The organism is Sphingobium sp. EM0848 (genome assembly GCF_013375555.1).
Taxonomy (GTDB): domain Bacteria; phylum Pseudomonadota; class Alphaproteobacteria; order Sphingomonadales; family Sphingomonadaceae; genus Sphingobium.
On record NZ_JABXWB010000005.1, the window covers coordinates 825,885 to 839,044 of the forward strand.

12 protein-coding genes are annotated in these 13,160 nt (G+C 60.9%); 2 read left to right on the forward strand and 10 right to left on the reverse strand.

Annotated features, from left to right (window positions below):
* Positions 1 to 17 precede the first annotated feature (17 nt).
* The 5 genes from HUK73_RS21935 to HUK73_RS21955 are packed head-to-tail and all read right to left on the reverse strand — an operon-like array spanning position 18 to position 4,633.
* Positions 18 to 1,586 carry an FAD-binding oxidoreductase gene (locus tag HUK73_RS21935; RefSeq protein ID WP_176593935.1) on the reverse strand — a complete coding sequence of 523 codons (1,569 nt, stop codon included), beginning with the start codon at positions 1,584 to 1,586 and terminating at the stop codon, positions 18 to 20.
* Positions 1,583 to 2,245, reverse strand: coding sequence for a hypothetical protein (locus HUK73_RS21940; protein ID WP_176593936.1), 663 nt, complete (start codon positions 2,243 to 2,245; stop codon positions 1,583 to 1,585). The genes HUK73_RS21935 and HUK73_RS21940 overlap by 4 nt, the downstream gene beginning before the upstream one ends.
* Positions 2,242 to 2,973 carry a hypothetical protein gene (locus HUK73_RS21945; RefSeq protein ID WP_176593937.1) on the reverse strand — a complete coding sequence of 244 codons (732 nt, stop codon included), beginning with the start codon at positions 2,971 to 2,973 and terminating at the stop codon, positions 2,242 to 2,244. Before HUK73_RS21945 ends, HUK73_RS21940 begins: the two co-directional genes overlap by 4 nt.
* Positions 2,970 to 4,112 (reverse strand): nitrilase-related carbon-nitrogen hydrolase, encoded by a 1,143-nt coding sequence (locus tag HUK73_RS21950; protein ID WP_176593938.1) that lies wholly within the window; start codon positions 4,110 to 4,112, stop codon positions 2,970 to 2,972. Before HUK73_RS21950 ends, HUK73_RS21945 begins: the two co-directional genes overlap by 4 nt.
* Positions 4,109 to 4,633 carry a DUF3598 domain-containing protein gene (locus HUK73_RS21955; protein ID WP_176593939.1) on the reverse strand — a complete coding sequence of 175 codons (525 nt, stop codon included), beginning with the start codon at positions 4,631 to 4,633 and terminating at the stop codon, positions 4,109 to 4,111. Before HUK73_RS21955 ends, HUK73_RS21950 begins: the two co-directional genes overlap by 4 nt.
* 96 nt (positions 4,634 to 4,729) lie before the next feature.
* Here HUK73_RS21955 and HUK73_RS21960 point away from each other — a divergent pair, with 96 nt between their 5' ends.
* A complete protein-coding gene (locus tag HUK73_RS21960) occupies positions 4,730 to 5,629 on the forward strand; it encodes a LysR family transcriptional regulator (RefSeq protein ID WP_176593940.1) in 900 nt (299 codons plus the stop codon).
* Between the two features lie 155 nt (positions 5,630 to 5,784).
* Here the strand turns inward: HUK73_RS21960 and HUK73_RS21965 are convergent, their stop codons facing one another.
* From HUK73_RS21965 to HUK73_RS21980, 4 genes are all read right to left on the reverse strand, one after another.
* Positions 5,785 to 6,978: a cytochrome P450 gene (locus HUK73_RS21965; RefSeq protein ID WP_176593941.1), complete on the reverse strand. Its 1,194-nt coding sequence runs from the start codon at positions 6,976 to 6,978 to the stop codon at positions 5,785 to 5,787.
* A 196-nt stretch (positions 6,979 to 7,174) separates the two neighbouring features.
* Positions 7,175 to 7,984: a xanthine dehydrogenase family protein subunit M gene (locus tag HUK73_RS21970; RefSeq protein ID WP_176593942.1), complete on the reverse strand. Its 810-nt coding sequence runs from the start codon at positions 7,982 to 7,984 to the stop codon at positions 7,175 to 7,177.
* Between the two features lie 26 nt (positions 7,985 to 8,010).
* A complete protein-coding gene (locus HUK73_RS21975) occupies positions 8,011 to 8,532 on the reverse strand; it encodes a (2Fe-2S)-binding protein (RefSeq protein WP_255326493.1) in 522 nt (173 codons plus the stop codon).
* Between the two features lies 1 nt (position 8,533).
* Positions 8,534 to 10,927, reverse strand: coding sequence for a xanthine dehydrogenase family protein molybdopterin-binding subunit (locus HUK73_RS21980; protein ID WP_176593943.1), 2,394 nt, complete (start codon positions 10,925 to 10,927; stop codon positions 8,534 to 8,536).
* Positions 10,928 to 11,175: 248 nt separating this feature from the next.
* Between HUK73_RS21980 and HUK73_RS21985 the strand changes: the two genes are divergently transcribed.
* Positions 11,176 to 11,898, forward strand: a complete 723-nt coding sequence (locus HUK73_RS21985) for a CoxG family protein (protein WP_176593944.1) — start codon at positions 11,176 to 11,178, stop codon at positions 11,896 to 11,898.
* A gap of 96 nt (positions 11,899 to 11,994) precedes the next feature.
* Here HUK73_RS21985 and HUK73_RS21990 read toward each other — a convergent pair whose 3' ends face one another.
* A complete protein-coding gene (locus HUK73_RS21990) occupies positions 11,995 to 13,143 on the reverse strand; it encodes a CapA family protein (protein WP_176593945.1) in 1,149 nt (382 codons plus the stop codon).
* Positions 13,144 to 13,160 lie beyond the last annotated feature (17 nt).

Sequence of the window (13,160 nt, forward strand, 5' to 3'; positions counted from 1 at the left end):
CATTTCCCTGGGATATGTCAGGCGAAACCCAGAACGCCGGGATTCATAAGTCCCCGAGGATCGAGCGCCTGTTTGATGGTGAGAAGCAACTGTTCCGGCGCGGGCGAAAGGGCCGCGCGGAAAGGATAGGTGCGCCCGATCTGGTTGGACGCCGCGCCAAGACTGTGGAATAACTCCACGGTCTGCTGACGGAGCCTGTCGACGAGCATGCGGCCTGCTGGATTGGGTGCTGGTTCGGTGAAGCCGGCGAGATGGACCGGCTCAGGCGCTATACGATGCAGAGGCTGCCAGCTGTCCTGCCAGTGGAAGACGGGTTCGAAGCTGAAACAATGGTTGGCGAGCGCGGAGACAAGGCGGGTATGGCTCACACCGCATGCCGCCATTTCTTCGGCATGGGGTGCGATCATGGCGTCGAAGGCGTCGATCAGGCGATGCGCGTCGGAATGCGCGATCTTGGCATTGAGCGCCGCCCAGCGGCCGCCCCGCGGGCCAAGCACGCCGTTCAGATTGGCGAAGATCTCCGCCCGCGCGACACGGGGAATGGTAGGCGCGACGACGATCCCGCCCCTTTGCACCGCGATGCGCTGCGCCGCGTCGAGGTCCGCTTCCACCGCTGGGGCAGAGCGTCCGGCGGCCGTCAGGTGAAGGGAGAAGTGGCCTTCTGGAATGAAGTCCGTGCCCCCCTTGGCAAGGGATGCGAGCGCCTTGACGGCCTTGAGCGCGCCACCGGCTTCACGGGCGACCGACATGGCGGTTTTTGCCATGGTGGTTGCGTCGGTATGGACCGCGCCCGCCGCACTGGGGTCCAGAATATAGACTTCCTCCGCCAGATCGGCGCGTGCGATCTCGCACAGCGCATCGGCGGCCTGCTTGATGCAGGCGAAGGCGAAGCTGGCATAGCCCTGCTCCGCAGGGGTGCGGATCAGGCGGAAGGTTGCTTCGGTCTTGATGCCGAACATGCCGCCATCATGGGTGAAGAGGCCCGTGAGGTCGGGGCCGAAGCTGCGCAATATGGGCTTGCTGGGCTGGGCAAGGGCGCCCTGGCCGGTGCGCAAGATGATGCCGTCGGCCAGGACGACTTCCATCCCCAGGACATTTTCCGCAGCTGATCCATAGCGCGCCGAACCGAAGAACAGTGCGCCATGGCCAAGCCCGCCGCCCACTGTCGCGCCGGCACCGGAAAATGTGCCGATGAAGGGCAGGCGCAGCCCGTGTGGCTTCAGCGCGTCGTTGATCTGCTTCCATGTCACGCCCGCCTGGACGGTGATCGTCATATCTTCTTCAGCGATGTCGAGGATGCGGTTCATGCCGCGCATGTCGACCGTGACCGTCCGGGCGGAGGGCGGGGCATAGCCGCCGGTATAGCTGAGGCCGCCGCCGCGCGGGACGACGGCATGGCCCTGCGCCGTGGCCGCCGCGACGATGGCGACGACATCGGCCGCATCGCGCGGCACGATCATGGCGGCGGGGCGCTCGGCCATCACATGGACGTCGTTCGCCGCCAGCGTCAGGGCTTCGTCGTCGGTGCGAACGGCATCGGCGCCAAGGCGCGCCGTCAGCATGTCAACCAGGGTGCGATCGGTCACACGGGCTTCCAGACGCTGACGAAGGTGATCGCGCTGATGAAGACCCACAGCAGCAGCAGCACCGACGTCGCCCGCACATAGGTCCGCTTGATGATCGCATTGGTCTCATCGGTCGGCCCTTCGCGCGCCATGATCGCCCAGGTGCGGAAATGCGCAATGAGCGCAAGGCGGATGCCGACGCCGCACATCATGACGCAGGCGAACAGCGCCAGTTTCCAGCGCAGCCATTGCGGCATGTCCCATGCTCCGCCGATCAGCCCGGTAGTGACGCCTAGCAGGACCGCCATCAACAGATAGCGCGAACCGCGATCGATAACGCCCAGCGTCTTGCCAATGCGGCTGTGACGCAGGCGATGGACCAGTTCGACAAAGGTGAACCAGAGCGCACCGAAAATGCCGAAGCCGATCGCCGTTGCCTCTCCCCCGGGGATATAGCCGTAAAGCGCGGCGATCGCGGGACCAAGGCTGGCCTGCAGCACGAGGGCATAGCGGACATGCTGGTCCACATGCATCACATGCTCCATCAGCCGCGAACGCTCCTCGAACGGCATGCGGTCGCTGAAGGACACGTAGCGATAGGTACTGTTGATCACGAATTCGGAACCGAGCCAATAGCCCAGCACGGCGATATGGGCGGCGAGCAGCCAGGTGACGATCATGCGGCCGTCTCCGTCCGGTCATAGGCGGTCAGTTCATAGGCGGTCTGCATATAGCCGCCGACTGCCGCCTTCAGCAGCACATAGTCGCCATCGTCGGTGCACCACAGGTCGTAGGGCGGGTGTTCCAGCAACAGGCCGGGAATGTCGGTGAAGCGGAAATGCAGCGCATCGAAGCGCCCCGCCGCGACCTTCACCGTTTCCCGTCCGACAAATTCGATGGCGAGGTCGATCGGGAACAGCATCGGCCCGGTCGCGCCGCGATGGTCGGGGGAGGAGAGCAGGATGTTGCAGAATACCTGCACGCCCGGTCCCTGCGACAGGTCGTAGAGGCTGAGCAGGAAGCCATCATTCACCATTGCATGATTGCCGAAGGCCGCCAGCGGCGCGTCCAGCTCCATGCGCTGGGAAACGCGCCCCTCGATGGTGGTCATCGCCTCGCACTCGGCAAATGTGTTCGCGAAACGGAACCAGCCCGACCCACGGAACTCGCCGCCCACGGCGATGCGCACGAAGCTTTCCTTCGGCCGCCCGTCGCTGCCGATGCGCAGGTTGACGTCGCGCACGACCGAAGGGGCGTCGTCGATCTGCCCGTGCGCGGCGATGGTGCGGCAGCCGTCGGCGTGGAAATCCATGCGGAAATGTTCACGACCACGGCCCTGGCCCATGCGTTCCGGCTTGGTGCTGGTATAGAGGATCGTGCCGGTTACACTGCGGGTTACACCATTCATTTCCAGACACCTTTGTCTCGCAGATAGCGCCCGGCGTCCTTCAGATCGCTGGGCAGATAGTTATCGAACAGGTTCGGCGGGAAGCGCGGCGTATAGCCATTGAACACATCCATATAGAGTTGCGGATGGATCGTCGGCTGGCGGTGCCGCGCACGGAAGGCGCCGATGGAGATGTGCGCCGTCACCATCGTTTCATTGGGCGATTTTGCAATCGCCATGACTTCGCCATCGGGTCCGTAAATGGCGGAACCGCCGGCGTTCGTATCCTCGAAGAAAGGTGATCCGGGCGAGATCGCATTGTTCGAAACGGCGGTATAGACGCTGTTGTAGAGAGAGGTCGCGGCAATGTCGGCGGGCACGAAACCGCCGGTCGCCGTGCGCAGGATGACTTCGGCTCCCTTGATCGCCAGGGCGCGGAACAGTTCCGGTTCGCGCTGGACCGAGCTGGTCGCCAGATTGCCGATCGGCGTCTGGATGACGGGCAGGATCGCGTCGCGCCCGTACATTTCGACGAAACGGTCGAGTACATCGTAGATGGTCGTCGTGAACAGCTCGATCTCGCCGCCGAACGCGCCCTTGATGTTGCGTGCCTTCCAGCCGCGCGAGAGGATGCGGCCATCGGGACCGATGACGGTGGTGATGGACAGCGCATGGCCGGGCCAGTCGGGATCGCGCACATAGGAGCCGAATACGACATAGGTGCCGTATTGGCGGGCCTTTTTCGTAATGGCTTCGGTCTCCACGCCGGGGATTTCGATGGCGACCTTCAGCACGTCCTGCCGCGTCCAGCCCGCGCCGAAGCCGGTGATCGGAAATTCGTGGAAGAGCAGCAGATCAGGACCGCCGCCAAAGGCGAAGGCGGCGTCGATCAGGCTCAACATATGGTTGAGGTTGTCGCGCCGGCTCGCCTCGACGCGGGCAAGGTCGACGGGGATGGAGCGCGCCTGCACCACGCCCAGCGTCCAGCTTTCCCTGGTCAGTGGAGCGATGGGATAGCGACCGTCAGGGCTGACGCTGACGTCTGCCTTGGGCGCGGAGGGGGTGGCAGCGGCCTGGCCCGAAACGCCGAGAGCGGCAGAGAGGCCAATGCCTCCCGCCGCACCCAACAGCGCTCTGCGTGAAAGCGCCGCTGCGTTCATAGCGCCGCCCGGGGACGGTAGCTGTAGTAGCTCGGATCGTCATAGGCCTGCCAATCGCGCGAGACCCGGTTTTCGTTGATCACGGTGCGCTGGAACAGGCGGCCCTTGCGATACCAGTGCCAGGTCCGGTTCTTGGCATCGCCGTCTTCGGCGACGGTGATCATCTCATAATAGCGGAAGTCGGGCTCGTGCGTCCGCGTCCAGCCGACCATGATGGTGCGGTTGGTTTCGTCATAGTTGAGCGCGCCGACGAAGCCGTCAATCAGCTCATTCTTGATCCAGATGCGGTCACCCTGGAACGTGCCGTCGAAATAGCGGATTTCCTGCGTGCCGTCGGCCCAGGTGTAGATGTTGGTCTGGCTCAGCTTTGCAACGCCGTCGGGGCCGTCGGTCAGGCGGCAGACGAGGCGTGACTTGTGGCGGTCGATGATGTTGTGGTCGGCGTCGAGATGGACATATTCGCCCTCCCAAACACCGGCCTGATCGGCGACGATCGGTTGCTTTTCGGTAATGATCTGCATGGGCCCTCACTCTCTCTGTGCTCCGATCATTGCGCAGGGTGGGATATGAAGCGAACAACAAATGATCTATTTGAACAACCATGGGTTGTGTATTAGATGGCTATGGAATCACGGCAGGTACGGCATTTTCTGGCCGCATATGACATGGGCACCTTCGCTTCCGCTGCGGAATGGCTGGGGCTGAGCCAACAGGCGATCAGCAAGAGCATCCTGCGTCTTGAAGCGCAGTTGGGTGTGCGCTTGTTCGAACGGGACGGACGTCGGGTGCGTCCGACCCCCTATGCGGAACTTTTCCTGCCCCATGCCCGTGCCATTGCGGCGGAGAGTGATCGTTTTCGCGCCGACCTGACCGACATGCTGGGTGGGCGGCATGGCCGTCTGCGGATCGGCGTGGGCCCCAGCGCTGCGGCGGATGTCGTTGCCAGCGCGGTGAAGATGTTGACCGCGAACCGGGCCGATGTGCGCCTGACCGTGCTGGCGGGCGTCTACGAAATGATGGTCAACGATCTTTTGCTCGGCAAGCTGGATGTAATCGTTGCGGTCCGTCAGGTCGACCGCCACGACCCTCTCATCCATGAGGAGGTGCTGGGTGACATCCGTTATGGGGTCTTCGCCGGCGCAGGACATCCGCTGGCGAACAGAGGGCGCGTGACGCTCCAGGATCTGAAGAATGAGCGCTGGCTGGCCGGTGCCAATATCGGCGCGGTGGAGCAGGCGATCAATGCCAGTTTCCGTGCTGCCGAAATGGTGCGGCCGCAGCCCGAAATCGAGACGACATCGGTCATCTTCACGCTGGCGGTGCTGGAGGGTGGAATGCACCTGACGATCCTGCCCGAAATGCTGCTGGCGCGCGATCTGCAGGCTGGGCGGATCGTTAGGATCGATGTCGATGTCGAACCCTGGACCCGGCCACTGATCGTCGCGACGCGGGTCCGGGCACCCAAGCCACCCATTGTGGACAGCTTCATGGCCAATCTTCTGGAGGCCATAGGTTGAGCGGCGGTGTAGTGTTTAGGGGTTGCTCTTGATGATCGAGCGCATCGGCATCTTGCGGACGTGCATCACGCCCTTTCTGTCATGCATATCGGCAGTCGCTTCATTCCCATGAGGAAGACAGCCAATAAAGGCTCCATCTTTCCTGAAGAATCATCCTAGGTCAATGTATCGACCCTTGCTGCGATCGCCTTGAATGTAGCGATGAGTTCTATGCGAGCGAGTGGTGCACCTTGGCAATGATGAATTCCATAGCCGAACGTCATGTGGTTACGCGGATTTGCCCGATCCAGATCGATCAAGGTCGCGTTTTTGTAAACAGTGCCGTCGACATTGCCAGCTCCCCAGCGCAACATTATGCGGGAGCCCCGCGCTATTGTTACGCCACCAACTTCCGTATCCTTCGTAGCGACGCGGAACAGGCCTTGAGCAGGCGCGTATATTCTGAGGATTTCTTCGACAAAGCTCTCGACCTTCCGTGGATCGTTGCGTATCTCGTCCAGCAGTTCAGGCTGTTTCACCAGGGCCTGCATGCCCATGCTGAGGGCATTGGTCGTTGTCTCTGCTCCCGCACTGACAAACTGCTCAATCATCGATAGTGCTTCGACCATCGACAAGAGCTTTCCGTCGTCAAATTTCGCCATGGAGATCGCGGTGACAAGATCGTCCGGCGGCAATGGGCTGGAACGCCTTTCTTCCACCAGGGCAGCGAAATATTCATGATATTCGACGATGAGATGAGCGCATTCGATTTCGCGCTCCGCGGTTATCGGACCTTTGAGATTTTCCGAAAATGCGTCCGCCCATATCCGCATCTTGCCGAACATCGACGGGTCAAGACCCATTAAGGTTGATATGACGGCAAAAGGCAGCGGAATGGCAAATTCCTCCACAAAGTCGCCGCCGCCCTTTGCGAACATTCTATCCAGGGTCTGGGACACAAAAGCTTCAACAAATGATTTGGAATTCGTCATCCGCTTTGGCGAGAGGGCGTTGTTCATGATCTTGCGATAACGCTTGTGAAGCGGAGGATCGGTTACAACGGTCAATGGTTCGGTCACATAGCTTGTTTCCCGAATCTTCCGGGCTTCTTCTTTCGCACTCGATGTGAAGACCAGGTCAAGGGATCCCTTGCTGGAAAATGTATCGGTATCGAGCGCGCATTGTCTGATCAGATCATTCGTCGTCACGACATAGAGATTGAGAACATTGTCCCAGTAAATGGGATGGTTTTCCTGAAGTTTCTTATAGAAATCATAGGGATATTTCTGAACAGTAGAATCCAGAAAGCCGCTATACTTCACAATGTCGGCTCGGGCGTGTGAATTTCCAATGTCTGAATCACTATTCATATATTGTCTCCTAATCTCATGACTATGAGCAGAAACGCGGATGAAGGCTCCTCGATCATTTGCAAGAAATCGAATGATATTCAAAGCCTATCACGCCATCACGCCATAGCGGCCTCTTGTAAAATGATATCCTGTTATTCTTGGGCGATGCTGCGTTCCCGTTCGTCGATCCGAGCAGGTAAAGCTCATAATATTGTCAATATTGCCTCGTAATAGCCTCTTTTACCGCGCGCCGGGTCATGACCTCTACCAGATGCGCGCGATATTCGGCATCGGCGTGGATATCGCTGTTCATCACTGATATGTCGGTCTTGATCTCATCCAGACTGTCGGCCGAGAAGTTCTCGGTCAATGCCTCTTCCGCCTCGATCCAGCGATAGGCGCCCATCTGGCCGGCGCCTGTGATGCCCACGCGCACCAGTCCGCCAAAGCGCGCCACGAAAACGCCGGCGAGGGCAAAGCGGGACGCGGGATGGCGGAATTTGACATAGGCGGCTGTATCGGGGACGGGAAATTCAACGGCGGTGACCAGTGCGCCATCGGTCAGCGCAGTCTCGAACACACCGAGGAAAAAATCATCCGCCTCGATCTCGCCGGCGGTGGTATGGATTCGGGCGCCCAGGGCGAGGCAGGCCGATGGATAGCAAGCGGCGGGATCGTTGTTTGCCACGGACCCGCCCAGCGTGCCCTGGGCGCGGACCATCGGATCGCCGATCCAGCCTGCAAGATCCGCGATGGCCGGGATCGTTTCGCGCATCAGGGCGGACCGGGCGACATCGGCGTGCCGCGTCAGCGCGCCGATTGTGATGACCTCACCGTCCCGTTTGATCCCGCGCAGTTCTTCAAGGTCGCGCAGGTCGATGATGTTTTCCGGGGCGGCGAAGCGCAGTTTCATCATCGGCAGCAGCGACTGTCCGCCCGCCAGGAATCTGGCATTGTCGAGCGTTTCGCGCAGCCTGCATGTCCCCTCGATACTGGCGTCGCGATGATAGGCGAAGGAATACATGCATCTCTCCTGCGCGGACGGGAGTGTCAGGGCGTGCCTGTCGGATAGGAAGCGGCGTCGGCGCTGCTGCCGGCCATGACTTTCGCGCCATCACTTATGGCCTTTACGATGTTCACATAACCGGTGCAGCGGCAGATATTGCCTTCCAGTTCTTCACGGATGGTTGCCTCGTCAAGCTCGAGGCCAAGGCGTCTCACCATGTCGATCGCGGCCATGACGAAGCCGGGGGTGCAGTAACCGCACTGCAAACCATGATTGCGGCGAAAGGCGTCCTGCATGGGATGCAGTTCGCCGCCATGGGCGATCCCTTCGATTGTCGTGACTTCGGCTCCGTCGCAGGACATGGCGAGCGTGGTGCAGCTTTTCACGGCGCGGCCGTTGACGTGGACGGTGCACGCGCCGCACTGCGTCGTGTCGCAGCCGACATGGGTGCCGGTCAGGCGCAATTGCTCGCGAAGGAACTGCACGAGCAGAAGTTCACCTGGAATTTCGCGTGTCAGCCGCGTGCCGTTCACTGTCATGGCTAATGGGTAAGATCGCATCGGCATTTCAGGCCGCCGGTTCCATGTGCTGTGCAAGATGTTCCGGTTTCCCGGCGTCGCGTATCGCCTTCCACAAGCGTTGCGGTGTCGCGGGCATGTCGAAATGCCTGATGCCCAGCGGCCGGAGCGCGTTGCAGACCGCGTTCAGTCCGGCGGGCAGGGCGCCGACAGTGCCGCTTTCGCCCGCGCCCTTTATGCCCAGCGGGTTATTGGGGGAGGGCACATGATTGCTGATCGTCTGGATCGGCGGCATATCGAATGCGCGTGGCATCTGATAGTCCATGAAGCTGCCGGTCTGTAGCTGTCCGTCCTGATCATAAACGATGGTCTCGCCCAGAATCTGGCCAAGTCCCTGGAGCACGCCACCATGTATCTGCCCAGCGACGATCATCGGGTTGATCGCATTGCCCACATCTTCGCAGACCCAATAGCCGATATAGTGCATCTGCCCGGTTTCAGGATCGATCTCTACCTCGCAGATGTGGCAGCCATTGGGGAAGGTGGGGCCGGCCATGCTGACAAGCTGGCTATGCGAAAGGCCTGCTTCCATGCCGGGCGGCAACCTGGCCGGCTGATGGGCGAGGGCCGCGATTTCGGGGAATGTCGCGCTTCGGTTCGTGTTCCGCGCAGTGAACGTGCCGTCCTGAAATTCAATCTCCTCGACATTGGTTGCCAGCAGGAAGGCGGCAATGGCCGTCGCCTTCTCGATAATCCTGCCGGCGATGGTCTGGATCAGGACGCCGCCGACTGCCGCAGCCCGCGACCCGCCGGAGCCCATGCCGAATGGCTGGATATCGGTATCGCATGGCTTCATGCGTATCCTGTCCGGCTGAACGCCAAGGAATTCCGAAACGAGCTGGCGCATCGTCGTTTCCTGTCCCTGCCCGTGATTGTGGAATCCCGTGCTGACCGTCACTGATCCATCGGCTTCCACGCTGATTGCACCCATTTCGTCTTTCATCGACGCGGCGATTTCGACGACATGGGCCATGCCGATCCCGCGCAGCTTGCCCCGCCGCATCGCCTCCAGCTTGCGCTGTTCGAAACCGTCCCAATCCGCGGCGGCTTGTGCCTTGGCCTGGCTGGTCGGGTAGTCGCCGCTGTCGTAGGTGAAGATGAAGCCCGTATCGTAGGGAAACTGGGAAGGCTGGATGAGATTGCGCCGGCGCAACTCGGCGGGGTCCATGCCGATTTCATGGGCTGCCACGTCGATTGCGCGTTCGACGACAGTGATTGCCTCCGGTCGTCCGGCCCCGCGATAGGCGCCGATCGGCACCGTATTGGTGAAATAGGCGCGCACCTCCGCATGGATGGCGGGAATGGTGTAGACGCCCGAAAGATGTCCGATATTGCCAAGCGCGCAATTCATACCCGTAAGGCCGATATAGGCGCCCAGATTTGCGCGGGTCTTGACCCGCAGGCCGGTGATCATGGCATTCGCGTCGAGCGCGATTTCGCATGTAGCGGACTGGTCCCGGGCATGGCAGTCCGAAAGGAAGCCTTCCGATCGCTCGGATGTCCAACGCACGGGCCGGCCGACCTTTCGCGCGGCCCACAGCACCAGTGCGAATTCGGGGTGGGGCGCGGCCTTCAGGCCAAAGCCCCCGCCCACGTCCAGCGCTCTCACACGCACTTGGTTGGGGGGTATCTTGAAAATGCACGCTGCCAACTGGTTCCGCACCAGATGCGCGCCCTGAACGCCGGCGGTCAGCTCATAACGGTTTTCGGCCTGGTTCCATTCGCCAAGTGCAGTGCGCGGTTCCATGGAGGACACGGCCACGCGGCTGATGCCGACATCGACCCGTGTAATGGTGGCGGCCTCCGCGAAAGCCTTGTCGACGGCCTCCGGGTTGCCGAAACGGCCGATGGCGCACAGATTGCTTGGGCATTCGGGCCAGATGGTCGGCGCATTGTCGGCGTCGGCCTCAGCCAGTGAGGAAACCGTCGGCATCGTTTCATAGTCGACTTCGATCAGTTCCGCGGCATTTTTGGCCTGGGTGATGGATTCGGCAATCACGATCGCGACAGGTTCACCCGCATAGCGCGCGACATCCTTTGCGATCACGGTGAACGGTGGTTCGAAATTGGGGCTGCCGTCGGGAGCTGTGCTGCGCGTCAACGAGGGAAAGCCGCCAAGGTCATCCTTCGCAGCATCGGCGCCGGTGAAGATCGCCAGCACGCCCGGGCAACGGCTTGCTGTGCCTGTATCGATCCCGTTGATCCGCGCGGCGGCATGAGGGGACCGCAGGACGTACATCATCGTCGAACGCGGCGGCGCCAAGTCATCGGTGAACTGACCAAGACCGCGTAGCAACCTTGCATCCTCGGCCCGTGGGACCGATTGTCCGATACCGAATTTCCTCATCCGTTTCAGGTCCTCATCCTCATCCGTCCGCGACATGATTTCAGTTCATCACCGATTTCGGCGCGGTGCGGCTACGTCCTCCCTCATTTTTCCCGGGCATTGGGAACAGTCGACAGCTATTTTCCGGTAGATGCCGGTATCGGAAAATTGGGGCATGACTTACTCTCATTAGTGTGAGTCCTGATAGCGGGCGTTTGCACATATGCTCATAACCTGATTCATATGGTTATTGCCGCGCGGAGCAGGAGCGGTATCGTGGACCAGGCTTCAGGCGGGATGCTCAGATGGCTTTCAGGATGGATGGCGAATTTCTCGTCCCGGCATCGCGCAGGGAAGTCTGGGCCGGGCTGAACGATCCGGACGTTCTGTGCAGGTGCATCGACGGGTGTCAGGAGCTCCGCAAGACCGGAGACAATCATTTTCTTGCCAAGGTCGAGATCAAGATCGGGCCGGTTGCGGCGGTATTTGATGGCAAGGTCGAGTTGCGCGACATCGATGAACTCAACGGCTACCGGATTGAAGGGCAGGGCGATGGCGGCGCGGCTGGCTTTGCCAAGGGCGGGGTCAATGTCACCCTGTCGGATGCAGAGGGCGGTACTCTGCTGCACTATGATGTGAATGCGGATATCGGTGGACGGCTCGCCCAGCTTGGCGGGCGGTTGATCAATGGCGTGGCGAAAAAGCAGGCGGATTTGTTCTTTGCCAATTTCGTCGTTCAGTTTGGCGAGAGGGATGGCCTTGATGGCAAGGCATCTGCAGAGGCTGTTGAAGTGGACGTCCTCAACACTGTTCCGGCTGCTCCGCAGGCGGTCCGCGCGGCTCGCCCGACGCCGTCTGATCCAGTTCCAGTCCCCTGGGCGACGATGGTCGCACTGGTTCTGGGCGTGATTGCGGGCTTTCTTCTGGGCAGGAGCAATGCCGGGGACTTGTGGGTTCTGGCCGTCGTCATTTTCGGCATTGCCTGCCTGGGAGTCGGTCTCAAGATCGGGCGAAGCGCTCTGGCCTGAGGGAGTGCATGGATAGGGACGCGTGCTGGGGGGCAGGCGTCCCTATCGGGGCTTAGCAGAAGGACAGAGCATCTCCTTTGCTGTGGCGACGTCCAATCACCCGGCCGTAATCACAAGATTGTCGCCATCCACCGTGTAATGCGTGGACAGCTTCTGATCTGCGGTGATCTCGCGCAGATAGTCGAGAACCTGCTGGAAGCCGGGTTGATCGGCATTCTGCGGTACGGGTTGGGCACGCGTGTTGATGAGGACCGGGCGGCAGACGATCCGCTGGATGCTCGCGTCCGACGTCAGTTCGACCGAGGCGATCATGGACAGGATCTGATCGGGACTCATCACATAGGCCGCGAACCATTCATCATAGTCCGTTGCTGTCTTGATCGTCCTGTGGGTCTCGATGAGATGGCGGAACTCGGGATTGCGGGCCATGCCCGCCTCAAGCAGATCGAGCGGCATGTCGAAGCAGAAATTGCCCAGACTGTAGAATATCGGCTTGCCGCGATAGATTTCGATCCCCTTCAGGATATGCGGGCCATGTCCGATAATCATGTCCGCGCCTGCATCGATTGCGGCGTGGGCGACCTCTCTCTCATAGTCCGCGATGACGCTCTTGACGAGGTGAACGCCCCAGTGCAGCGACACGGCAAGGAAATCGCTCTGCTTCTTCGCGGCGGCGATATCGGCCAGCAGGGCGGCAAGATCCTCGCGGTCGGCGAAGGTACGTATCCGTGGCGCTGTTCCGGGCTGGTAATCCGTTTGCTCATACAGGGTGTGCGCGCGCATCGGGGCGGCGCCGGGTTTGCCCGGACGGGCCTCATAGCCTTTTCGCAGGACCGAACTATAGGCAAGAAAGCCGAGGCGAAGCCCATTCCGCTCCAGAATGGCGGGGGTTCGCGCTTCCTGAATATCCTTGCCCGCTCCGATCACGGCGAAACCTTGGTCCCGCATCGCGCCGACAGTCTCCATGAACACGTCAGGCCCCAGATCGTAGCAATGGTTGCTCGCAAAGGACACCACATCGAGATGACCCAGACGCAGAGCGGCGACATGCTCGGGCCGGGTCAACTCCGTGAAGCCGACGTCGGGCAGGTCCGTCGTGTTGCTGTACAGGCGCTCATTCTGAGCAAACACCGCATCATATTTCGCGAGTTCCGGTCCGGCGTGTACCCAGGCCGACTCAGGTTCGCGATGAAAGGCGGTCACATCGCCCACTGCGGCCAGCCGGATCAGCTGTACTTCCTCCACATCTCTCTCCAGAAACT

What these genes read in the sequence shown, in the direction of transcription:
- HUK73_RS21940 (WP_176593936.1), bottom strand. Translation starts at nt 2,245, where the DNA reads ATGATCGTCACCTGGCTGCTCGCCGCCCATATCGCCGTGCTGGGCTAT.
- HUK73_RS21945 (WP_176593937.1), bottom strand. Translation starts at nt 2,973, where the DNA reads ATGAATGGTGTAACCCGCAGTGTAACCGGCACGATCCTCTATACCAGC.
- HUK73_RS21950 (WP_176593938.1), bottom strand. Translation starts at nt 4,112, where the DNA reads ATGAACGCAGCGGCGCTTTCACGCAGAGCGCTGTTGGGTGCGGCGGGA.
- HUK73_RS21955 (WP_176593939.1), bottom strand. Translation starts at nt 4,633, where the DNA reads ATGCAGATCATTACCGAAAAGCAACCGATCGTCGCCGATCAGGCCGGT.
- HUK73_RS21960 (WP_176593940.1), top strand. Translation starts at nt 4,730, where the DNA reads ATGGCTATGGAATCACGGCAGGTACGGCATTTTCTGGCCGCATATGAC.
- HUK73_RS21965 (WP_176593941.1), bottom strand. Translation starts at nt 6,978, where the DNA reads ATGAATAGTGATTCAGACATTGGAAATTCACACGCCCGAGCCGACATT.
- HUK73_RS21970 (WP_176593942.1), bottom strand. Translation starts at nt 7,984, where the DNA reads ATGTATTCCTTCGCCTATCATCGCGACGCCAGTATCGAGGGGACATGC.
- HUK73_RS21975 (WP_255326493.1), bottom strand. Translation starts at nt 8,532, where the DNA reads ATGCCGATGCGATCTTACCCATTAGCCATGACAGTGAACGGCACGCGG.
- HUK73_RS21980 (WP_176593943.1), bottom strand. Translation starts at nt 10,927, where the DNA reads ATGTCGCGGACGGATGAGGATGAGGACCTGAAACGGATGAGGAAATTC.
- HUK73_RS21985 (WP_176593944.1), top strand. Translation starts at nt 11,176, where the DNA reads ATGGCTTTCAGGATGGATGGCGAATTTCTCGTCCCGGCATCGCGCAGG.